Raw genomic sequence first — 21719 nt, forward strand, 5'->3', positions numbered from 1 at the left:
CGCCAGTTAAATCCTGTCGCGCAATGTTCATCCCGCTGATTTATGTCTACAGTTGTCTGACGTCATGAACAAGACTGCGCGCTTCTCACTTTTGATGGAAACAACGCCATGTATGACAATCTGAAAAGCTTAGGAATCAGTAATCCGGACGACATCGATCGCTACAGCCTGCGTCAGGAAGCGAATAACGACATTCTGAAAATCTACTTCCGCAAAGATAAAGGTGAATTTTTCGCGAAAAGCGTCAAATTCAAATATCCGCGTCAGCGCAAAACCGTCGTGGCCGACCACGCGACCCAGGGCTATAAAGAAGTTCAGGAGATCAGCCCGAATCTGCGTTATGTCATCGACGAACTGGACCAGATTTGCCAGCGTGACCAGGTTGAAGTGGATCTGAAACGCAAAATTCTGGATGACCTGCGTCATCTGGAAAGCGTGGTTTCTCACAAAATCAGTGAGATTGAATCGGACCTGGAAAAATTAACCCGTAACGGTCGTTAATTCCCTGCCCGACCGGAAAGGCCAGCACCGCTGGCCTTTTTTATGCCCGCCGTTTGCGTGTTATCCCTGCTCATCCAGCTGCAGCGCCACGTAGAGCAGCAGCCTGTCATCAAACTGCCCCAGGTTAAGCCCGGTCAGTTCAGAAATCCGGTTCAGCCGGTACTCCAGCGTGTTGCGATGGATAAACAGCGCGCGCGCAGTGGCGCCCGGCTGCACGTTGTGGGTGAACCAGGCCATCAGCGTACGACGCAGCAGGCCGTTGTTATCCATGCTTTTAAGCTTTGCCAGTGGCCGCGCCAGCTCATTCGCCTGCCAGCCGCCTCGCAGGCTGTCGAGCAGCACCGGCAGCACCAGATCCTGATAGAAGTAGCTGCGTAATCCCGGCATCCGCTGTTTGCCCACCATCATGGTGGTGCGGGCGGTGCGATAGGAGCGCGCAATGCTGCCGGGCCCGGTAAAAACATTGCCGAGTGCAATACGCATCCGCAGATGCCCACGCTCTTTCATCCGCTGCAGCAACTGCTCGATGCGGCGGCGATGATCCTCCTGATCGTGGCGTCCATGTGCATTCAGGGCGGGTTTCAGCACCACCATTTCGGTCAGCGAAACAATGGCGATCAGATTATCGCGCTCCGGCGTGGTCAGCAGTGTCTGCAGCTGCTGCAACTCTGACATGGCACTGTCTACGCCGAGCTGGCCGCTGTCCACCTCAATGACAGCGGCAACGCGAGGCTGATTGAGGTCGATGCCGAGCCGCTGCGCCCACTCGGTCAGCTGCGGCGACAGCGTGTCACTGCGGATCAGATTCAGCACCAGCTCTTCACGCAGACGGCTATCCTGGGCCAGCATGTGCAGCAGTCGCGCCTGCTCCAGCATCATCTCTGCCGCCATACAGACCAGCTCGCCATAATGACGCAGCGCCAGCGGTTCGCCGGTCAGACCAATCACACCCGCAATATCGCCATCCAGGCGCAGCGGCAGGTTGATGCCTGGCCGCACGCCGTGCAGATGTTTAGCCACGGCGTCATCAATGTCCACCACGCGTCCCTGAGAGAGCACCAGCAGTGCGCCTTCGTGCAACTCTCCAACGCGTTCAGGATCGCCGCTGCCAATGATGCGGCCCCGCGCGTCCATCACGTTGACATTGCTGTCGATAATTCTCATGGTGCGCGCCACGATATCCTGCGCCAGCCGGGCATCAAGGTGATAGGCAGCCATCCATTACTCCTGAAAAAATAGGGGAGCAACAGAATACGCAGGCGTCGCGCGCGGAGCATTGTGCAATTGCACAGAGGCGGGCGCTGATTTCCCGGATTTGCGGTCACTATCACACTCTGTCACGGCGGAGAGCGGGCATAAAAAAGGCGGACCGCAGTCCGCCTGAGAGGTTATTACGCGTCGCTTACTGCATCAGCAGATAGAGCGTATTGTCGCCACGCTTCACGTTCAGCGCCAGAACCGACGGTTTGGTGTCGAGGACTTTACGCAGCTCGCCCAGGTTGGTCACCACCTGCTGGTTAACGCCCTGAATCACGTCGCCCTTCTTCAGGCCGATACGCGCCGCGGCACTGCCCGGTTTGACGTTATCCACCCGCACACCTTTGGCACCCGCTTCGATGTTGCTGAGATCGGCGCCTTCAATGCCGGTGTAGATGGTCGCAGACTGAACTTTCGCCTGGCTGCTCTGCTGCAGCTGGACAGAGACGTCGAGCGGCTTGCCGTCACGCAGCAGGCCCAGCTTCAGCGTAGTGCCCACCGGCAGTGAGCCCACTTCCGCACGCAGCGAGGCAAAGCTGCTGAGCGGTTTGCCGTTCATGGAGACGATCACGTCACCGGCTTTAATCCCCGCTTTGGCGGCAGCTGAGTCCGGCAGCACCTGGCTGACAAAGGCACCGCGCTGTGCGTCCACCTTCATCGCTTTAGCCAGCTCGGAGTTCAGCTCTGTTCCCTGCACGCCCAGCTCACCCCGTTTCACCTGACCAAACTCCACCATCTGCGCCGTCAGGTTTTTCACCATGTTGCTGGGGATAGCAAAGCCGATACCAATGTTGCCGCCATCCGGTGCCAGAATCGCGGTGTTAATTCCGATCAGCTCACCGTTGAGGTTAACCAGCGCGCCGCCGGAGTTACCCCGGTTAATCGCCGCATCGGTCTGAATAAAGTTCTCATAATTTTCCACGTTCAGTCCGCTGCGTCCCAGCGCAGAGACGATACCTGACGTCACGGTTTCACCCAGTCCGTAAGGGTTACCGATGGCCACGGTGTAGTCCCCCACCCGCAGGCTGTCAGAGTCGGCGATCTTCACCGCGGTCAGATTTTTAGCGTCCTGCAGCTGCACCAGCGCAATATCGGAGCTCGGATCTTTGCCAATGACTTTGGCGTCATAGCGACGGCCATCGCTCAGCTGCACCTGAATTTTGGTGGCGTTGTTCACCACGTGGTTGTTGGTGACCACATAGCCTTTTTCGGCGTTAATGATGACGCCCGATCCCAGCGCGCGGAATTTCTCCTGCTGGGTATCCGGGCCTGGCGCTCCGCCGTTACCGCCTGCTCCACCGTCCTGGCACATTGGTGAGCCCTGGAACGGCGAGCCGTCCTGGCAGAAAGGCGAATTGTCGCCAAAGAATTGCTGAAACTGTTGTGGCATGCGGGGAGTTTTAACCGTGGTGGTGCCCTCGACGCTGATACTGACCACAGACGGCATGACCTTCTCCAGCATTGGAGCCAGACTTGGCAGTTGCTGGCTATCTGAAGAGGCCGTTTGCGCAGCAGAAACAGTAACAGGGGCGAGCGCCATGCTCAGGCTTAACGCCAGCGCACTTAATACTAAGGTCTTTTTTTTCATTTTTCATTTCTCTGTAAGATTACTGTTCAGACCATTGCTGTGGTCGAAAGGTGAGATAAATGTTTTAGCGCGAAGTTCCTTAAAAAGTTTCAGGCAAAAGTAAAAATTTATTCGCGCTCTTTACAATTGGCGGCTTATTCTACGGCCATCAGCCGCCGGTACTCATCCCAGGCATAGAGATCGGTCATGCCGCTGATATAATCCTGAATGAGGCGGAAGCGATAATAACGCTCCCACAACAGCCGCTGATATTTATGCTCCACCACCAGGTTACGCATCTTATGTAAATACGCTTTGCGGTGTTTACCGGAGAGCTTATGAAAAAGCCGGGTTTCGATGGGGTGCTTACGCAGGAAATCTTCATTTATCAGCGTGGTAAAGGCTTCGTAATTGAGGCGCATCAGCGGCTGATAGATCTCCAGCAGGCCCCTGATGACCCGGTAACCCTGAAGTTCCAGCTGCTCCACTTCAGAATGGTTAAAGACCTGCTGACGGGCGACGGTCTTAAACAGCTGCAGTAAGCGCCCCTCTTCACCCTCATCTTCCAGCAGCGCATGATTGAAACTGCCGTCGAATATGGCAGGCAGATTATCAACAAAACGCTTGACTGCATAGCTGACCAATACACTCTGAACATTTACGCGTAATGACATAAAAAATTGATCACTGCGGCTGCGGCGTTTTTTATTACAGGCTTCACGCCAGGCTTCGCCAATCGTCCGGCTGAAAGCGTCATTATTTTTAACCGGTCCCCAGGCTTTATTGAGAAATTCATACAAACTCTCAACATTGAAGATATCTTTTTCTACAGCGTCGTCCAAATCGGCAATACAATAGGAGATATCATCCGCGGCTTCCATTATATAGGTGAGCGGAAAGCGGTGGTGCTCTTTCATATTGGTGGCAGCACGCAGCTCGGTAATATAATCCTGTTCAGAGAGATAAAAACCCGGTTTCTTCATCAATACGCTAAATTCGGCGGGTTTTTCACCCTGCCACCAGGCGGGGGCCGTATATTTCAGGATGCAGGCAACCTGAGAATAGCTGAGATTGAGTTGCAGCAGCGTATGCACCATGCGAATGGCCTGGGCGTTGCCTTCAAAATGGCAGAGATCCTGGCGGATGGTGGCGTTGAGCTGATCAAAAGCCTGACGCTGCGCCTCCCCTTCCACACCGGCCACCAGCGGATCGACCAGTTCGGCAGGCAGATTTTCTTCAAACCAGTCGTTGATCGCCGCCTCGCCAAAGTGGCCAAACGGCGGATTGCCGACGTCGTGCAGCAGACACGCCATCTCTATCAGGCTTTCAAACGCCCCCTCTAACTCATCCAGACCATACTGCGCCAGCCCGCCCTGCATCTTCAGCGTCTGCAGGATCTCTTTGGTGATGTAGCGGCCGGTCTGCTGGACCTCCAGCGAGTGTGTCAAGCGGGAGCGGACGGCAGCGTTGCGCTCCAGCGGGAACACCTGGGTTTTCTGCTGCAGGCGACGGATAGCGGCGGAGTTGATAATCCGCCCGCGGTCGCTCTCAAAATGGCGGGTAATGTAATATTCGCCTTCCGGATCTTTTCGACTGGTATAAGGGCGCGAGAAGCTGATCTTCTTCCTGAAATTGATCGCCGACATGGATTACCCCTTATTTTTTCGTGAATTAATCCCCTGAATGCCATGCTAAACTATGCCCTAATTTTTCATTTTTTACATTAGCGGGACTCACTATGAAAGCAGGCATTATTGGCGCGATGGAGCAGGAAGTCACACTGCTGCGCGACAAAATTGAAAACCGTCAAACGCTGTCGCTGGCGGGTTGTGAAATTTATATCGGCACCCTGCAGGGCGTTGAGGTGGCACTGCTGAAATCGGGCATTGGTAAAACCTCTGCCGCGCTGGGTACCACGCTGCTGCTGCAACTCTGCAAGCCTGACGTCGTGATCAACACCGGTTCTGCGGGTGGATTAGCGCCGTCGCTCAGCGTGGGCGATATCGTGGTCTCTGAAGAAGTGCGTTATCACGATGCGGACGTCACGGCCTTTGGCTACGAGCCGGGTCAGATGGCGGGTTGTCCGGGCGCGTTCGTGGCAGACAGCACCCTCATCGCCGCAGCGGAAGCCTGCATCAAACAGCTTGATCTGAATGCTGTGCGCGGCCTGGTGGTCAGCGGAGATGCCTTTATCAACGGCGCCGAACCGCTGGCGCGCATTCGCAGTCAGTTCCCGCAGGCGATTGCGGTTGAGATGGAGGCGACCGCCATCGGTCACGTCTGCCATCAGTTCCAGGTGCCATTTGTGGTGGTGCGGGCCATCTCTGACGTGGCCGACAAAGCGTCGCACCTCAGTTTTGATGAGTTCCTCAGCGTGGCAGCAAAGCAATCTTCACTGATGGTGGAGAACCTGCTGGCGCATCTGGCGCGTGGCTAAAACCCTGCTCTTCTGCTGGCTGCTGCTGTTGAGCGGCAGCCTGCTGGCTTCCCCACCCCGCGTTATTACCCTTGCTCCCCATCTCACCGAACTCGCCTTTGCCGCCGGGATCACCCCGATTGCGGTCAGCGCCTGGTCCGACTATCCGCCACAGGCAAAACAGATTGAACAGGTTGCCGACTGGCAGGGCATCAGAACAGAACGGATCCTGCAGCTTAAACCCGATCTGGTTCTGGCCTGGCGGGGCGGCAATCCGCAGCGGCAGATCGCCCAGTTACAGCAGCTCGGTGTACCGGTTAAGTGGATCGATCCGCGGACGCTGGATGAGATGATCGCGGCGCTGGCCGATCTGGGTCACTGGAGCCCCAGGCCGGAGCAGGCGGCCCGCGCGGCCCGGCAGTTACATCAGCAGGCGGCGGCGCTGCGCCAGCGCTATACTCACCTGGCTGCGGTTCCGCTTTTTTTGCAGTTTGGCCAGCAGCCGCTGTTCACCGCCGCCAGAGAGACGATGCAGAATGAGATGGTTACCCTCTGCGGGGGCAGGAATATTTTTGCTGACAGCCGCGTCAGCTGGCCGCAGGTGAGCCGCGAGCAGGTTCTGATGCGCCATCCTCAGGCGATAGTGACGGGCGGCGATGCGCAGCAGGCGGAGAATATCCGGACATTCTGGCAGCCGCAGCTCAGGGTGCCGGTGATCGCCATCAACGAGGACTGGCTTAGCCGCCCTGGCCCGCGACTGCTGCTGGCGGCGCAGCAACTCTGTGCGGCCCTGCATCCCGATCGATAAATCAGCGAATTGATTAAAGCCGCCGCACTTTTTGCCGTTAATCAATAACAGAGACGGGCGAGCCACGTATGCTCGCCCTCCTTTTAGCGCCCCGGCGCCTTTTAAACACCAGGAACTTCATATGACCAGAGCACTGCTGCTGGCCATAGGGCTGACGATCGCCGGATCTGCCTGTGCGGGATCGATCACTGGCTCTATAGGCGCCAGGCTTGTCATCTATTCACGCTGTGAAATTAACACGGCACGTGGTCAGCCCGCACCGCAGGTTAACTGTGGCAGACAGGCCAGTGCGCAGCCGCGCATTACAGAGAGCCAGAGCCGGACAGAGGGAAGTCAGAAGCAGGGAATCCGTCTGGTAACGGTAGAGTGGTAAACGAGGCCGTCAGATTGACGGCCTGCATCATCAGATACTGAAAGAGGAGCCACAGCCACAGGTGGTTTTCGCATTCGGGTTGGTCACGATGAAGCGCGAACCTTCCAGCCCTTCGGTGTAATCCACCGATCCACCCACCAGATATTGCAGGCTCATCGGGTCAACCACCAGCGAGACGCCCTGCTTTTCAATCGTCATATCGCCATCGTTCAGCTGGTCATCAAAGGTGAAGCCATACTGGAAACCACTGCAACCGCCACCGGTGATATAGACACGCAGTTTCAGCGCCGGGTTCTCTTCATCGGCAATGAGGTTCTTGACCTTGTTGGCTGCGGCGTCGGTAAACTGCAACGGCAGTGCTACTACTTCATCACTCATGTTTTACTCCGCTAAACGTCCAGGTCAGAAAACGACCTTAATTACGCTATTATCAGTCAGCACCTCAGCGCAATCAAGCTCTGCCCTTCGCACTCTGTGCCGCTTTCCCCTCTGTAAGGGGCGCTGCGGGTGAAACCACCTTTCGCCGGCTGCCCCTCTTCCGTAGAATGGCACCCTATTTTTCTGAACCGCTGGAGCCGAAAATGAGTAAGTCCGAACAACTGTTTGCCGAGGCACAACGCCTGATCCCGGGTGGCGTAAACTCGCCAGTACGCGCATTTACCGGTGTGGGCGGCGTTCCGCTGTTTATCGATCACGCTGACGGAGCCTGTCTCTATGACGCCGATGGCAAAGCCTATATCGATTATGTCGGCTCATGGGGCCCGATGGTACTGGGTCACAATAACGCGGCGATCCGCGATGCGGTGATCGAAGCGGCCGGGCGTGGCCTGAGCTTTGGCGCACCGACGGGCATGGAAGTGACCATGGCGCAGCTGGTGTGCGATCTGGTGCCGAGCATGGAGATGGTGCGGATGGTGAACTCCGGCACCGAAGCGACCATGAGCGCTATCCGTCTGGCGCGTGGCTTTACCGGCCGCGACAAAATCATCAAGTTTGAAGGCTGCTATCACGGCCACGCCGATCATCTACTGGTGAAAGCGGGTTCCGGTGCCCTGACCCTCGGTCAGCCAAACTCGCCGGGTGTCCCGGCCGATTTCGCCAAACATACCCTGACCTGCACCTTTAACGACCTCGACTCGGTGCGCAGCGCGTTTGAGCAATACCCTGAGGCGATTGCCGCCATTATCGTTGAGCCGGTCGCGGGCAACATGAACTGCATTCCGCCACAGCCTGAGTTTCTGCCGGGCCTGCGCGCCCTGTGCGACGAGTTTGGTGCGCTGCTGATTATTGACGAGGTGATGACCGGCTTCCGCGTTGCGCTGGGCGGCGCGCAGGCTCACTACAATGTCCGTCCCGATCTTACCTGCCTGGGTAAAATCATCGGTGGCGGTATGCCGGTAGGCGCATTCGGTGGCCGTCGCGAAGTGATGGCGGCGCTGGCCCCGACCGGTCCGGTTTATCAGGCGGGTACGCTCTCCGGAAACCCGATCGCGATGGCGGCGGGCTACGCCTGTCTGACTCAGCTTGCACAGCCGGGCACCCATGAGAAACTGGATGCGCTGACCCGTCAGCTGGCTGAAGGTCTGCGTGACGCGGCGAAAGAGCAGAATATCCCGCTGGTGGTGAACCACGTTGGCGGCATGTTCGGCCTCTTCTTCACCGACGCTGATAGCGTGACCTGTTATGCAGACGTGACCCGTTGCGATGTGGAGCGCTTTAAAACCTTCTTCCACCTGATGCTCGAGGAAGGCGTTTACTTTGCTCCATCGGCTTATGAAGCGGGCTTTATGTCGCTGGCACACAGCGAAGTGGATATTCAGCACACCATCGATGCCGCGCGTCGTTGTTTCGCGAAGCTGTAGCAGGCTGCAGTAGAGATGCAGATCGGCAGTAGAATCCGATGCAGGATCTCACAGCAACACGAAACTCAATGCGCAGGGAACACAGGCAGAGGAGGAAAGCGTCCCGCGCCAGGGATGGCGCGGGCCGAGCGTGTCAGGGATGACGGCTTTTGCGCCTTTCCGATCTGACTGTGTTCCCTGCGCAGGCTCGGTCTGACAGCGAGTCGGACCAGATTTTGTCAATACTCTCAGACCGGCGCCGGTCTTATTAAACTGAACGCCGCAACAGCCAGATAAAGTAAGGCGCGCCTAAAAACGTCGCCATCAGCCCGGCTGGGATCTGATCCGGAAAGGCCAGCATCCGCCCGCACCAGTCCGCCAGCACCATCAACCCCGCTCCCAGCAATCCTGACAGCACCATCTGCGGCAGAGCCCGCCGGAAGCCCAGCATCCGCGCCATATGCGGAGCCATCAGCCCGACAAAGCTCAGCGGACCGATAGTCAGCGTCGCGCTGGCGGTCAGCGCGGCCGCCAGCAGCAGCAGACTCAGCCGCACCGGTGTTAATGCGATGCCGGCCGAGCGCGCGGTGACACTGCCGAGCGGCAGCAGGGTCAGCCAGCGACTGGCGAGCGGCGCCAGCGCGACCAGCACCAGCGCGCAGAGCGCGCTCTGCATCGCCTGACGGCCGCTGATGTTATAGGTCGAGCCGGAGATCCAGCTCAGCAGGTCGCCCATGCGCGGATCGCCACTGGCCAGCAGCAGCATCAGCAGGGTGACAAAGGCGCTGTTCAGCGCCATACCTGCCAGCAGCATCCGCTCCGGCGAGAATCCCCCCCGGCTGGCGACCAGCATAATCACCAGCAGCGTCAGCGCCGCACCCAGCGCACCGGCAGGCAGCAGCCACGCCAGTGCATCCCCCGGCACGAGAAACATCATGACGACCACACCACAGGCGGCACCGGAACTGATGCCCAGCACTTCCGGGCTGGCCATCGGATTGCCGGTCAGCCGCTGGATCAGGCTGCCCGCCACGCCCAGCATCAGGCCGGTCACCAGCGCAGCCAGCACCCGTGGCGCACGCCACGGCAGCAGTGAATGCAGCATCTCCCCCGCTGACCAGCTCCAGCCCTGCGCATCCCGTCCCCCGGCCAGGCCGACCCAGGCCAGCAGGGCCAGCACGGCGATGCCGATCAGCGCCCAGCGCAGCAGGTTCTGCCGCTCGGCGGGCACGTTGTCACCCTGATTCAGGGCGGGCGGCACGGAGCCGGTTCGCAGACGCGGCAGCAGCCACAGCAGGATGGGCACGCCCAGCAGCGCGGTGGCAGTGCCGGTCGGAATATCACGCCAGTGCGTGCTGAGCCACAGCACGCCGCTGTCCGCCAGCCAGAGCAGCAGCGCGCCCGTCAGGGGAGCCAGCACCATCCGGGTGATTAGCCGTCGTCCCCCCAGCAGCTTCGCCAGCAGAGGAGCGAACAGCCCGATAAAACCGATGACCCCGGCCACATTCACCAGCTGGGCACTGAGCAGGATGGCCAGCGCAAGGCCGCCAATGCGCGCCACAGAGAGCGCGAGGCCCAGATTCTTCGCCACACTATCATCCAGCCCCATCAGCGTCAGCGGACGCAGCAGCGCCAGGGCCAGCACAAAGGCCAGCAGCAGGCGCGGCCAGAGTTGCTGCACATTGTCCCAGCTCATCTGATTCAGTGCGCCGGTGCTCCACAGAAACATGTTCTGCAGCTGATCGTGATTGAAGATAGCGAAGATTTGATTGACCGAGCCGCTGTAGAGACTCAGCACCAGGCCGGCCAGAATCAGCGTGACCGGCGACAGACGCTTGCCCCAGGCCACACCCAGCACCAGCGCCCCCACCAGCACCGCGCCGCTGAGCGCGGCAAACTGCTGGGTCAGCGCGCCGCCGGGCAGATGCCAGAGCGTCGCCACGGTGATCCCAAGCTGCGCCCCGGACGAGACGCCCAGCGTGGTCGGCTCCGCCAGCGGATTGCGCAGGATCTGCTGAAACAGCAGACCGGCCAGCCCCAGTCCGGCACCGACCAGCAGCGCCAGTACGGTGCGCGGCAGCAGGCTGTAGTGAAACACCATCTGCGACAGGTTATCGACAGCCGGTGACCAGAGCGCCTGCGCCCAGTCGGCGGGCGGCAGGGCCTGTTGCAGATTAACCAGCGTCAGGCTGAGCGCCAGCAGAAACAGCAGGCTAAGCAGCAGGCGAGGAAACAGGGCATGGCGCATCATTGCGTCTCCAGCGCGCGTTCCAGCACGCGAACAAAGTGCAGCGCCGAGAGCGTGGCACCGTAATACCAGACCGCCGGAACGCGCTGAAAACGTCCGGCGCGTACAAACGGCAGCGACTGCCACAGCGGACTGCGCATCAGCTGTGCCATATCGGCATCGTTGTCGTGATCGAAGCAGATTGCCTGCACATCCCCGGCCTGCGCCAGCTGTTCGATGCCAACCACCGCGCTGCCCCAGAAGTTGGTTTCGCCCTGCCAGCCATTTTTCAGGCCCAGCAGCGTCATCACTTCCAGAAACAGACTGTTTTTGCCGAAGGTGATGGCATGACGGCTGTCGAGCAGCGACATCAGCAGGAGGGTGCGTCCGGCATAGGGTGCCAGACGCTGCCGCGCTGCCGCCAGCTGAGCGTCGACCTCGCGCAGATGCTGCTCCGCCCGCTCGCTGACCCCAAGCCGCGCAGCCAGCTGGCGCAGCGATGCCCGGGCGGCGGTCAGGGGTTTGCCGTCGCCGCTTTGCAGGTCAAAGCCCATGATCGGCGCGATGCGCATCAGTTTTTCTTTCGAAGGGCCGTAGCCGTTGGAGCAGAGGATCAGCGACGGCTGCATCTGTACCATCAGCTCAAGATTGGGTTCCGTGCGCAGACCGACATCCGTCACGCCCGCCGGCAGCGGCGGCTCCCCGACCCAGATGTTGTAGTTATGCAGATCGGCCACGCCGTAAGGTGTGATACCCAGCGCCATCAGCAATTCGGTGGGTAACCACTCCAGCGCGATAATCCGGCTAGGGTTCGGCGTCGCGGCACGCAGGGGAAGCGCACAAAAGAGTGGCGAGGCCGCCAGTGCCAGCATCAGGCGGCGGCGAGAAAGATCGGGCATCATCCTTTCCTTAACAGACAAAACTGACCGGTGCGCCACCCTGCGGGTGCGGTAAAATCCCCATCGGGATGCCGTAAATTGCACCCAGCACCTCAGCCTGCATAATGGCCTCTGCGTCACCTTCGGCAATCATCGTTCCCTGACGCAGCGCCACCAGATGATCGCAATAGCGTGCTGCCATATTGATATCATGCAGTACCGCAATCACGGTTAAGCCGCGCTGCTGACTGAGGTTTTTGATCAGCGCCAGCACCTCAACCTGATGAGCAATATCCAGCGCCGAGGTGGGTTCATCCAGCAGCAGGCAGCGGCTGTTCTGCGCCACCATCATGGCCAGCCAGGCGCGCTGGCGTTCACCGCCCGACAGGCTGTCCACCAGCCGACCGGCAAAGGGTTTAAGCCCCACCTGCGTAATCGCATCCTCCACCCGGTCGCGATCTTCCTGACCAAAGCGGCCCAGCGCGCCGTGCCAGGGATAGCGGCCAATCGCCACCAGCTCACGAACCGTCATGCCTTCGGCTGCCGGTAGCTGCTGCGGCAGATAGGCGACCTGACGGGCAAAGGCTTTACTGTTCCAGCGCCCGACCGGCTGCTGATTAAGACGAACCTCGCCGTGGCTGGCACCATGATGACGACCCAGCATTTTCAACAGCGTCGACTTACCTGAACCGTTGTGACCAATCAGCGCAGTCATTTTGCCTGGTGGAAAGGTCAGTGAAAGTGGCTGGAGGAGGGTTCGGCCCGGGACCTCAAAGCTGGCGTTATCCAGCGTAAAGGTGGCCTCTTCTGCGTGCGGATACGGCATGATAATCCCTGTGAACGGGCGCCGCAGCGCCCGGTTAAATCAGAATCTGAAGGTGGCGGTACCGACAATCTGGCGCTCTGCACCCCAGTAGCAGGCGTATTCACGGTAGCAACTGGCGACATACTCGCGGTTGAACAGGTTGTTGACGTTCACGCCCACCGACGAGCCTGGCAATCCGAAACGGCCCAGATCATATTTCAGCGCCGCATCCACCGTGGTGTAACCGGCAACCTTAAAGTTCTGGTTCTGCTCAGAGCCAGTGCTGTAAAGCCCCTGACTTTCGCCCACATACCGTACCCCAGCGCCCAGCGTCACACCTGACAGCGCAGTTTCGTGGAAGGTGTAGTCGCTCCAGAGTGAGGCCATATGCTTCGGCACCTGCACCGGCGTTTTGCCTTTCAGCAGGGTGTCTTCGGTATATTCCGCATCGGTGTAGGTATATGAGGCGGTCAGGTTGACGTTGGCATTCAGCGCCGCTTTGGCTTCCAGCTCAACGCCGCGCGAACGGATCTCACCGCTCTGTACGCTGGCATTGGGATGATTTTTCGTATCCGGATCGGCGGTCAGGTTTTTAGTTTTGGTCAGTTGATACAGCGCGGCAGTGAGGACCACCGGACGATCTTTCGGCACATACTTCACGCCCGCTTCATACTGCTTCGCACGTGACGGATCAAAAGCCTGACCGTCATAGGTCCCACCCGCATTAGGAATAAAGGCTTCGCTGTAGCTGAAGTAAGGCGCGATACCGTTATCAAACACATAGTTCAGACCGCCCCGCCAGGTGAAGGCCTGGTCGTTCTGGCGATCAACGCTATTCTTCACCCGATCGTAAACCGAGGTCATGGCGTAGTCGTAGCGTCCACCGAGCGTCAGCACCCAGCGGTTCCACTCCATTTGATCCTGCGTATAAAGGCCAGTCTGACGCTGCTTATTAAGGTGCTGATAAGGGCCGTAGGATGTCACACTGTCATTGCCATACTGCGGATTGACGGCATCCAGGCTGGATGCAGCACCATACTGTGCGTCGATATCGTTGCGGGTACGCTGGAAGTCCACGCCCAGCAACAGCGTATGATCCACCCGCCCGGTAGCAAATTTTGCCTGCGCCTGGTTATCCACCGCGAACTGGTTCAGCTTCTCATGGGAAAGCGCAGAGCCACGGGATATTATCTGCGTCCCCGGGATAAGGCCATTGCCATAAATATTGCGGTAGTCGGTGCGCAGATCGGCGTAGCGCAGGTTCTGACGCAGCGTCCAGGTGTCGTCGACGCTGTGCTCGGCGCTGTAGCCCACCATTTTGGTGGTGCGGGAGATCTTGTTGCTCTGCTCGCCTTCATTGAAGTTGGTCGGCAGCTTATATTCACGGCCATCCGCGCGGGTGATCGGCACGATCGTGCCCTGCCGCGGCAGCCAGCCGTAATAGCCGGTTTCCGGCTCGTTCTGGAAATAGGTCAGCAGGTCAATGCGGGTCCGCTCATCGGGACGCCAGCTGAATGCGGGCGCGATGGTGTAGCGCTTCTCTTTGTTCATCGTCTGCTGCGCATCCTGACTGCGCGCCTGGCCGGTCAGTCGATAGCTATAAACGCCGTCATCATCCAGCGCGCCGCCGAAATCAAAGCCGGTTGAGAAGAGGTTATCGTTACCCATCTGGAACTGGACTTCACGCAGGGTCTCCTGCGTCGGGCGCTTACTCACCAGCGCGACTACGCCGCCGGGATTGCTTTTGCCGTAGAGCACCGAAACCGGACCGCGCAGCAGTTCGGCGCGCTCCAGGAAGTAAGGGTCGAGGGCAAACTCGGAGAAGCTATCCCCCTGCAGTTTCAGGCCATCCAGATACTGGTTGGTGTTGGTTTCGCTGAAGCCGCGGATCGACAACGCATCAATCACGTCTGAGCTGCCCCGGTTGCCGGTCAGCACGCCAGGCGTGTAGTTAAACGCCCCTTTGACGCTGGTCACGTTGCGCATCTCCATCTCTTCGCGGGTCACCACGGAGACGGACTGCGGATTTTTTTCGATTGGGGTATCGGTTTTGGTGCCGGTAGCGCTGCGCTTCGCGGCGATCGTCGGCGCCGGGCCCCAGGGGCTTTCGGCTTCGACCCCACTGCCGCCTTCTGCCGAGACGACCATCGTCTCCGTCTGCGCGGCATACAGCGAGGTGCTCAGGCTGAGTGAGATCATGACGCCCAGAAGCGGTCGGGAAAATGTTTTTTTGGTGTTGTCGGCAAAACGCGTTCGCGCATTCATAAAAGTGTCTCTTAAAATAGGCTCAGGCGAGCGAATCGAAACGATAATGATTATTATAACGGATTAGATAATATGCGAACTGCAGCGGGCACTGCAAGAACAAATCCCAGCGTTGACGCCGTTTGCGGGGCGATTGAAGAGTAATAAAAGACCACAAAAAAAGGGCGCCGAAGCGCCCTTTTTAACCCATCTGGCCGATTTATTTGCCAAACATATCTTTTATCCACCCTGCTACGCCGTCGCTCTCTTTCTGCTCCTGCGGTTGCTGGGTCGGCTGCTGCTGTTGCTGCTGTTGCTGCTGCTGCTGATCGAACAGCTGTTGCTGCTGCTGAACCTGTTGCTGCTGTTGCTGACACAGCGCATTCGGATCCAGCGCCCAGACCGGCAGCGCGCGCCAGGTGCTGCTGCCCGTGCCGCAGACAAAGTTACCGGCAGAGTCGATGTTCATCAGCGAGACATCTTCCGGCGGCGTCAGCTGCAGCGGCATCGGCGCCTGATTATCGAGGTAGCGACGGTAGATCTGCATCGCACCGCTGGCACCGTAGAGTTTGGTCGGCTGGTTGTTGTCGCGTCCTACCCAGGTGATCGCCACTTCTTTGCCATCAATACCGGCAAACCAGCTGTCGATCAGATCGTTGGTGGTCCCGGTTTTCCCGGCCAGATGCGCATTCGGGAAACGCGCCCCCAGCGCACGGGCGGTGCCGTGATCGGCGACCTGCTGCAGGGTATAGAGCGTCAGATAGGCGGCCTGAGCCGGTTCCACGCGCTGCGCCTGCGGATAGCTCTGATAGAGCACGCTGCCATCTTCGGCGATCACCGACCGCACCGCCGACAGCTCAGCGCGGTTACCGCCGCTGGCAATCGACTGGAACGCCTGCGCTACTTCAACCGGCGTCAGGTTCAGTGCACCCAGCAGCATGGCAGGCACCGGATTGAGCTGATCCTTCGCCACGCCCAGCTTCGTCCAGGTGTCCACCACCGCATCCAGCCCCAGCGTCATACCGAGGTTCACCGTCGGCACGTTCATGGAGTTGGTGAGCGCATCCACCAGCATCACTTTGCCGCTGAAGCGACGATCGTCGTTCATCGGTTTCCAGAGGCTGCCGTTGGGCTGCTTCAGCGCAATCGGCTCATCGGCGATCCAGCTGTTGAGACGGTAGCTGTTAGGCTGACTCAGCGCGGTCAGATAGGTCGCCGGCTTCGCCAGTGAGCCAATCGAACGGCGCGCCTGCAGCGCACGGTTGTAACCGGCGTACTGCGGATCGGCACCGCCGACCATGGCGCGCACTTCGCCACTGAAGCGGTCAACCACCACCATCGCCGTTTCCAGATCCTTCAGGCCGCGCTGTTTTTTCAGCGTCGGAATCCCGTCAACCACCGCTTTTTCCGCCGCATCCTGCGACACCGGATCCAGCGTGGTGAAGATTTTCACCCCGGAGAGATCTTTGATCTTATCGCCCAGTTTCGCCTGCAGTTCGTTACGCACCATCTGCATAAAGGCAGGCTGTGGCGTGATCACGCCCCCTTTCGGCTGCACGCCCAGCGGACGCGCCGACAGCATGTCATACAGCTCCTGATCGATCACCTTCTGCTGCTGCAGCAGGCGCAGCACCAGGTTGCGTCGCTCCAGCGCCAGTTTCGGGTTGCGCCATGGGTTGTAGAGCGAGGCACCTTTTACCATGCCGACCAGCATCGCCTGCTGATCCAGACTCAGCTCATCGACCGGACGGCCAAAGTAGTAGAGGCTCGCCAGCGGGAAACCGCGGATCTGATCGCTGCCCGCCTGGCCGAGATAGACCTCGTTCAGGTAGAGCTCCAGGATGCGGTCTTTGCTGTAGCGCGCATCCATGATCACCGCCATATAGGCTTCACGCGCTTTTCGCCACAGCGAACGCTCGTTGGTGAGGAACAGGTTCTTCACCAGCTGCTGCGTCAGCGTACTGCCGCCCTGCACCGCTTTGCCGGCGGTGATGTTCGCCAGGAAGGCACGGCCAATCGAGTAAGGGCTGATGCCGTCATGCTCATAGAAATGGCGATCTTCGGTGGCAATCAGCGTATCGACCAGCAGATCCGGGAAACCGGCGCGGGGCACAAAGAGTCGCTGTTCGCCATTTGGCGACTGCAGCATGGTGATCAGCCGGGGATCGAGGCGGAAGAAGCCAAAATCGCGACCGGTTTCGAGGTTTTTAATCTCGCTCAGCTCATCCTTGCTGAAGCTCATGCGTGCATGGATCTGCCCCTCTTTACTGTCGGGAAAATCAAACGGACGACGCAGCAGCTCAATCGTGTTGCCCTTCACCGAAAACTCGCCGGGACGGGTAATGCGCGACACTTCGCGATACTGGGTGCCTTCCAGCAGGGCGACCATTTCACTTTTGTTGTAGGCCATGCCCGGTTCCAGGCTGACCATGCGGCCATAGACGGTGGCGGGCAGTTGCCACACTTTACCGTCGATACGGCTGCGAATTTCCGAGTCGAGGTAGATGCCCCACGCGGCCATAACCACCACAAACACCAGGAACAGTTTAATTACCCATCCCAGCCAACGGCGTTTGCCGCGCGGCGGTTTTCCACCTTTACCTTTACGTGGCACCGGCGCTTCCTCCTCGTCATCATTAAAATCGTCCTGGTCGATATCCTGTTCGATATCCCTGCGTCGTCCCCGCCCCGCACTGCTGCGCGGCGGCAACGCTTTACCTTTGCGCCCTATTGGTTCGCGATCGTTCCCAGACATTACTTTTCTTCTCCAGGCAGTGCTTACGGCAGCGCCGCTACTCTAACTGCTTTCTCGCATAACGCATGGCAGAACCCTCTGAATTCGATCCAGTGGACTCAACCCTGCGGGGACATTTTTTTGGTTCGCCTTGTTGGCAAGGCGGTAGCCGGATCGTCGGGCCAGAGGTGTTTCGGATACCGTCCTTTCATCTCTTTCCTGACCTCCGGCCAGGCACCGCGCCAGAACGCCGCCAGATCGCGGGTGATCTGCAACGGCCGCTGGGCGGGCGATAACAGCTCCAGCACCAGCGGAATGCGTCCTTCCGCTACGGTGGGGTTCTGCGCTTCACCAAACATCTCCTGAATCCGTACCGCCAGCGCGGGCGGCTTCTCCGCATCGTAGCGAATCGGCAGCCGGCTTCCGGTCGGCACAGTGTAATGAGTTGGCAGCGCACTATCCAGCCGCTGACGTTGTGACCATGTGAGTAAATGTAAGAGCGCGGAGGTCAGGTTTACCGCCTGCAGGCTGCGGAGATCGCGCACCGTGGTCATCTGCGGCAGCAGCCACTCCGGCAGACGTTCAAGCAGTGCCGCATCATCGACGACAGGCCAGCACTCTTCCGGCAGCCACTGAGCCGCACACTGGATACGCACCCGCAGCTGCTCTGCTTCTGGCGTCCAGCCGAGCACGGAGAGCCCCTTTTCCGCAATCCAGCGCAGCATCGCCGCGTGCAGCACCGCCGGTTCCGGCTTTGCCATCGGCTGCGTCCGGAGTATCAGTGCGCCAATCTGCTCACGCTTCAGGGCGCGCAGCGTGCCCTTCTCTTCATCCCACTCAACCTCGGTGCGGCGTTCAACCAGGGCGGGCCGCTGCTGGCACAGCGCCTCAATGTCGACCGGCAGAGCCAGCAGCATCCGGGCATCCGGCGCGGCGCTGCTCTGTAACAGGGCAGGCGCGATCAGCCATTCATGACGCGTCAGGCCATCCTGCTCATCCAGCCTGGCCCCCAGCCCGTTGGCGAGCTGATAGCGGCCGCTCTGGTCGCGTCGCCGCGCCAGCCGATCGCCAAACCCCACCGCCAGCAAGCCAGCGAAACGATCCTCATCGACCCTCCCGCCTCGTACCTTCAGTCGCTGCTGCCACTGCTGCGCCCGCCGCTGCCACTGAGCCTGAGGCCGGTGCAGCGCATCGCGCAGATCGGCGCTGCCGCTGCGGGGTGGCTCTTCCAGAATCGCCACCAGCAGTGCGGCGCTGGCAACCGCATCCGCCTCGTCGCCCGCAGCACAGAGCATCGCCGCCAGGCGCGGATCGCTGCCCAGCTGTGCCATGCGCCGCCCCAGGGTATTCAGCAGGCCATGGTCATCCAGTGCCCCCAGATGGGTTAACTGCTGCCGGGCCGCCGCCAGGTTTTTCATCGGTGGCTGATCCAGCCACTGCAGCTGTTGCGGCTGGGTGCAGCCCCACTGCAGCAGATCCAGCCACAGCGAGGAGAGATCGCTGTTCATGATCTCCGGCTCGCTCTGCGCGGCCGCGCGGGCGGCCTGCTCCTGCGGCAGTAAATGCAGGCAGATCCCCGGCATCAGACGCCCGGCGCGGCCCGCACGCTGGATCATCGACGCCTGGCTGATGCGCTGGGTCTGCAGACGCGTCACGGCACTGCGGGCATCGAACAGGGCGCTGCGTTCCAGTGCGCTGTCGACCACCAGCCGGATCCCCTCAATGGTCAGACTGGTTTCGGCAATATTGGTGGCGAGCACCACTTTGCGGCGTCCGGCCGCGGCGGGCTGGATTGCCCGGCGCTGTGCCGCCAGCGGCAGCGCACCGTAGAGCGGCGTCAGATCCACGTCGTCGCTGATGCGCGCTTCCAGTTCACGCTTCACCCGTTCGATCTCCGCCACGCCCGGCAGAAACAGCAGCAGCGAACCGCTCTCTTCCTGCAGCAGCTGGGCAACTTCACGCGCTACCGCCTCTTCGAAACGCACCGTCTGGTTCAGCGACGCATAACGCCGCTCCACCGGAAAGCTGCGTCCTTCAGAGACGATCAAAGGGGCGTCGGGCAGCAGCGCCGCCAGCCGGGCATTGTCCAGCGTGGCGGACATCAGCAGGATTCGGAGGTCGTCGCGCAGCCCCTGCTGCACATCAAGCAGCAGCGCCAGCGCCAGATCGGCCTGCAGGCTGCGCTCGTGAAACTCATCCAGGATCACCAGCGACACGCCCTCCAGCATCGGGTCGTGCTGAAGCATGCGCGTCAGCATGCCTTCGGTCACCACTTCCAGTCGCGTCTCTGGCCCGACGCAGCTTTCGCCGCGCATGCGGAATCCTACCGTCGCCCCCGGCTGCTCGCCGAGCTGCTCCGCCAGCCGTTGCGCTACGTTGCGCGCCGCCAGCCGCCGTGGCTCCAGCATAATGATTCGCCCCGGCAGTGCCGCCTGCTGTAATAGCTGCAGCGGCAGCCAGGTCGATTTGCCTGCCCCCGTCGGTGCGGCCAGCAGGATTTGAGGGGCGTGGCTCAGCGCCGCCAGAATGTCAGGCAGCACCGCGCTGACCGGTAAATCGCTCACAGCAAACTCCGCTTCTGCCTGTGCTAAGATGGCGCGCATTGTAGCATCCATCCGTGATATTTGCCGGAGAGCGCCATGGCGACACAACGCTTATTTTTTGCCATCAGCCTGCCTGACGCGATGCAGCAACAGCTGGTGCGCTGGCGGGCCGACACCTTCCCTGCAGAGGCGGGCCAGCCGGTGGCCGCCGCCAGTCTGCACCTGACGCTGGCGTTTCTCGGCGAGGTCGCGCCGGAGACCTCCCAGCGCCTGCAGACGCTGGCATCGCGCATTGATCAGCCCGGCTTCGATCTCGAGCTGGATGATGCCGGACACTGGCCGCGCCCCGGCGTAGTCTGGCTCGGCTGCCAGCGCGCCCCACGCGGTCTGTTACAGCTCGCCAGCCTGCTGCGGGCCCAGGCCGCCCGGCACGGCTGCCACCAGAGCCCACAGCCGTTTCATCCGCACATCACGCTGTTACGCCGGGCGACACAGCCCGTGGCGCTGCCGCCGCGCGGCTTTCACTGGCGTTTTCATGTCCCGGCGTTTTCGCTGTTTGCCTCGGAGTACAGCCGGGGCCGTACCCGTTATCGCACCCTGGCCAGCTGGCCGTTACGCTCTCAGGATCCCCATGCACTTCTCTCCTCCTCTTAAACCCGCCCGCCTGATCGCCCGCTACAAGCGCTTCCTGGCCGATGTCGTGACGCCCGAGGGCGAGCAGCTGACGATTCACTGCGCCAACACCGGCGCCATGACCGGCTGCGCCACCCCAGGCGATCGGGTCTGGTACTCCACCTCCGGCAGCCTGACGCGCAAATACCCGCACAGCTGGGAGCTGACCGAGACGCAGGCGGGAGAGTGGATCTGCGTCAATACGCTGCGCGCGAATCAACTGGTAGCCGAAGCGCTGGACCAGAACCGGATAGCGGAACTGACCGGTTATGCCCAGCGTCAGGCGGAAGTCAGATATGGCAGTGAAAAAAGCAGAATTGATTTCCTGCTCAGAGCAGAGGGCCGACGCAACTGCTATATTGAGGTGAAATCCGTAACCCTTTTACATGAAGGTAAAGGTTATTTTCCGGATGCGGTGACGATTCGAGGACAGAAACACCTGCGCGAACTGGCGACGGTTGCGGCAGAGGGTCATCGGGCCGTTTTGTTGTTTGCCGTTCTGCACTCGGGGATTGAGGACGTTTCCCCGGCACGCCACATTGATGCGGCGTATGCAGAACAACTGGCTCAGGCGCAGCGAGAGGGTGTAGAGGTTTTCGCGTATCAGGCAGACTTATCCGCGGCGGGAATAGTTCTTAAAACGCCGGTTAACGTAACCTTGTAATATCTTTTGCAATTTTATGTGGTAAGAATGCTCAGAATCGGGGGCCAACTACGCTGTTCCTCACAGGCTTGTCAAGGTGTGTTCACGAAGAATTGCCAACCCTGACTGCTTCTGTTATTTATAGCGGCCTGTTTTTTTCCCCAATGGGGGATCGATGTACCCCGCAGATGTCAAATGCAGGCTGGCAGC

General features: G+C 60.0%; 17 protein-coding genes. 7 read left to right on the forward strand and 10 right to left on the reverse strand.

The features are described from left to right. Window positions 1-108: 108 nt before the first annotated feature. On the forward strand, window positions 109-501 hold the full coding sequence (locus tag HFD97_RS14705; RefSeq protein WP_009092005.1) for a DUF3461 family protein: 393 nt from the start codon (window positions 109-111) through the stop codon (window positions 499-501). 60 nt (window positions 502-561) lie between these two features. Here the strand turns inward: HFD97_RS14705 and HFD97_RS14710 are convergent, their stop codons facing one another. From HFD97_RS14710 to dgt, 3 genes are all read right to left on the reverse strand, one after another. Next, window positions 562-1719, reverse strand: a complete 1158-nt coding sequence (locus tag HFD97_RS14710; protein WP_167432160.1) for a CdaR family transcriptional regulator — start codon at window positions 1717-1719, stop codon at window positions 562-564. A 184-nt stretch (window positions 1720-1903) separates the two neighbouring features. Next, window positions 1904-3346: a serine endoprotease DegP gene (gene degP, locus HFD97_RS14715; RefSeq protein WP_009092009.1), complete on the reverse strand. Its 1443-nt coding sequence runs from the start codon at window positions 3344-3346 to the stop codon at window positions 1904-1906. Between the two features lie 134 nt (window positions 3347-3480). Then, window positions 3481-4971: a dGTPase gene (gene dgt / locus HFD97_RS14720; protein WP_058958053.1), complete on the reverse strand. Its 1491-nt coding sequence runs from the start codon at window positions 4969-4971 to the stop codon at window positions 3481-3483. A gap of 92 nt (window positions 4972-5063) precedes the next feature. Between dgt and mtnN the strand changes: the two genes are divergently transcribed. The 3 genes from mtnN to HFD97_RS14735 all read left to right on the forward strand — a co-directional run bounded on the left by mtnN (window position 5064) and on the right by HFD97_RS14735 (window position 6922). Continuing rightward, window positions 5064-5762 carry a 5'-methylthioadenosine/S-adenosylhomocysteine nucleosidase gene (gene mtnN, locus HFD97_RS14725; RefSeq protein WP_167432161.1) on the forward strand — a complete coding sequence of 233 codons (699 nt, stop codon included), beginning with the start codon at window positions 5064-5066 and terminating at the stop codon, window positions 5760-5762. Then, window positions 5755-6549, forward strand: a complete 795-nt coding sequence (btuF, locus tag HFD97_RS14730; RefSeq protein ID WP_167432162.1) for a vitamin B12 ABC transporter substrate-binding protein BtuF — start codon at window positions 5755-5757, stop codon at window positions 6547-6549. Before mtnN ends, btuF begins: the two co-directional genes overlap by 8 nt. A 121-nt stretch (window positions 6550-6670) precedes the next feature. After that, window positions 6671-6922, forward strand: a complete 252-nt coding sequence (locus HFD97_RS14735) for a hypothetical protein (protein ID WP_167432163.1) — start codon at window positions 6671-6673, stop codon at window positions 6920-6922. A 30-nt stretch (window positions 6923-6952) separates the two neighbouring features. Here HFD97_RS14735 and erpA read toward each other — a convergent pair whose 3' ends face one another. After that, entirely contained in the window at window positions 6953-7300 is a 348-nt protein-coding gene (gene erpA / locus HFD97_RS14740; protein ID WP_009092018.1) for an iron-sulfur cluster insertion protein ErpA, read from the reverse strand. 203 nt (window positions 7301-7503) lie between these two features. On the opposite strand from erpA, the gene hemL reads away from it, so the two are divergent. Continuing rightward, the gene (gene hemL, locus HFD97_RS14745; protein WP_167429122.1) at window positions 7504-8784 is read left to right on the forward strand and encodes a glutamate-1-semialdehyde 2,1-aminomutase; all 1281 of its coding nucleotides are present in this window, start codon (window positions 7504-7506) and stop codon (window positions 8782-8784) included. A gap of 247 nt (window positions 8785-9031) precedes the next feature. On the opposite strand, the gene fhuB is transcribed toward hemL, so the two are convergent. The 6 genes from fhuB to hrpB form a co-directional block, all read right to left on the reverse strand. After that, window positions 9032-11011 (reverse strand): Fe(3+)-hydroxamate ABC transporter permease FhuB, encoded by a 1980-nt coding sequence (gene fhuB / locus HFD97_RS14750; RefSeq protein WP_167432216.1) that lies wholly within the window; start codon window positions 11009-11011, stop codon window positions 9032-9034. Then, the gene (gene fhuD / locus HFD97_RS14755; protein WP_167432164.1) at window positions 11011-11889 is read right to left on the reverse strand and encodes a Fe(3+)-hydroxamate ABC transporter substrate-binding protein FhuD; all 879 of its coding nucleotides are present in this window, start codon (window positions 11887-11889) and stop codon (window positions 11011-11013) included. The genes fhuB and fhuD overlap by 1 nt, the downstream gene beginning before the upstream one ends. A gap of 10 nt (window positions 11890-11899) precedes the next feature. Beyond that, window positions 11900-12694 carry a Fe3+-hydroxamate ABC transporter ATP-binding protein FhuC gene (gene fhuC / locus HFD97_RS14760; RefSeq protein ID WP_009092026.1) on the reverse strand — a complete coding sequence of 265 codons (795 nt, stop codon included), beginning with the start codon at window positions 12692-12694 and terminating at the stop codon, window positions 11900-11902. Between the two features lie 39 nt (window positions 12695-12733). Further along, entirely contained in the window at window positions 12734-14938 is a 2205-nt protein-coding gene (gene fhuA / locus HFD97_RS14765) for a ferrichrome porin FhuA (protein ID WP_167432165.1), read from the reverse strand. Window positions 14939-15137: 199 nt separating this feature from the next. Next, window positions 15138-17672 carry a bifunctional glycosyl transferase/transpeptidase gene (mrcB, locus tag HFD97_RS14770; protein ID WP_111208507.1) on the reverse strand — a complete coding sequence of 845 codons (2535 nt, stop codon included), beginning with the start codon at window positions 17670-17672 and terminating at the stop codon, window positions 15138-15140. A 98-nt stretch (window positions 17673-17770) separates the two neighbouring features. After that, window positions 17771-20254 (reverse strand): ATP-dependent helicase HrpB, encoded by a 2484-nt coding sequence (hrpB, locus tag HFD97_RS14775; protein WP_167432166.1) that lies wholly within the window; start codon window positions 20252-20254, stop codon window positions 17771-17773. Between the two features lie 36 nt (window positions 20255-20290). On the opposite strand from hrpB, the gene thpR reads away from it, so the two are divergent. Next, window positions 20291-20848, forward strand: a complete 558-nt coding sequence (gene thpR / locus HFD97_RS14780) for an RNA 2',3'-cyclic phosphodiesterase (protein WP_167432167.1) — start codon at window positions 20291-20293, stop codon at window positions 20846-20848. Further along, window positions 20826-21530 (forward strand): DNA/RNA nuclease SfsA, encoded by a 705-nt coding sequence (gene sfsA / locus HFD97_RS14785; protein ID WP_058957914.1) that lies wholly within the window; start codon window positions 20826-20828, stop codon window positions 21528-21530. The genes thpR and sfsA overlap by 23 nt, the downstream gene beginning before the upstream one ends. Window positions 21531-21719: the final 189 nt, after the last annotated feature.

The organism is Pantoea sp. EKM103V (genome assembly GCF_011800365.1).
Lineage (GTDB): Bacteria > Pseudomonadota > Gammaproteobacteria > Enterobacterales > Enterobacteriaceae > Pantoea > Pantoea anthophila.

What these genes read in the sequence shown, in the direction of transcription:
- HFD97_RS14705 (WP_009092005.1), top strand. Translation starts at nt 109, where the DNA reads ATGTATGACAATCTGAAAAGCTTAGGAATCAGTAATCCGGACGACATC.
- HFD97_RS14710 (WP_167432160.1), bottom strand. Translation starts at nt 1,719, where the DNA reads ATGGCTGCCTATCACCTTGATGCCCGGCTGGCGCAGGATATCGTGGCG.
- degP (WP_009092009.1), bottom strand. Translation starts at nt 3,346, where the DNA reads ATGAAAAAAAAGACCTTAGTATTAAGTGCGCTGGCGTTAAGCCTGAGC.
- dgt (WP_058958053.1), bottom strand. Translation starts at nt 4,971, where the DNA reads ATGTCGGCGATCAATTTCAGGAAGAAGATCAGCTTCTCGCGCCCTTAT.
- mtnN (WP_167432161.1), top strand. Translation starts at nt 5,064, where the DNA reads ATGAAAGCAGGCATTATTGGCGCGATGGAGCAGGAAGTCACACTGCTG.
- HFD97_RS14735 (WP_167432163.1), top strand. Translation starts at nt 6,671, where the DNA reads ATGACCAGAGCACTGCTGCTGGCCATAGGGCTGACGATCGCCGGATCT.
- erpA (WP_009092018.1), bottom strand. Translation starts at nt 7,300, where the DNA reads ATGAGTGATGAAGTAGTAGCACTGCCGTTGCAGTTTACCGACGCCGCA.
- hemL (WP_167429122.1), top strand. Translation starts at nt 7,504, where the DNA reads ATGAGTAAGTCCGAACAACTGTTTGCCGAGGCACAACGCCTGATCCCG.
- fhuB (WP_167432216.1), bottom strand. Translation starts at nt 11,011, where the DNA reads ATGCGCCATGCCCTGTTTCCTCGCCTGCTGCTTAGCCTGCTGTTTCTG.
- fhuD (WP_167432164.1), bottom strand. Translation starts at nt 11,889, where the DNA reads ATGCCCGATCTTTCTCGCCGCCGCCTGATGCTGGCACTGGCGGCCTCG.
- fhuC (WP_009092026.1), bottom strand. Translation starts at nt 12,694, where the DNA reads ATGCCGTATCCGCACGCAGAAGAGGCCACCTTTACGCTGGATAACGCC.
- fhuA (WP_167432165.1), bottom strand. Translation starts at nt 14,938, where the DNA reads ATGAATGCGCGAACGCGTTTTGCCGACAACACCAAAAAAACATTTTCC.
- mrcB (WP_111208507.1), bottom strand. Translation starts at nt 17,672, where the DNA reads ATGTCTGGGAACGATCGCGAACCAATAGGGCGCAAAGGTAAAGCGTTG.
- hrpB (WP_167432166.1), bottom strand. Translation starts at nt 20,254, where the DNA reads ATGCGCGCCATCTTAGCACAGGCAGAAGCGGAGTTTGCTGTGAGCGAT.
- thpR (WP_167432167.1), top strand. Translation starts at nt 20,291, where the DNA reads ATGGCGACACAACGCTTATTTTTTGCCATCAGCCTGCCTGACGCGATG.
- sfsA (WP_058957914.1), top strand. Translation starts at nt 20,826, where the DNA reads ATGCACTTCTCTCCTCCTCTTAAACCCGCCCGCCTGATCGCCCGCTAC.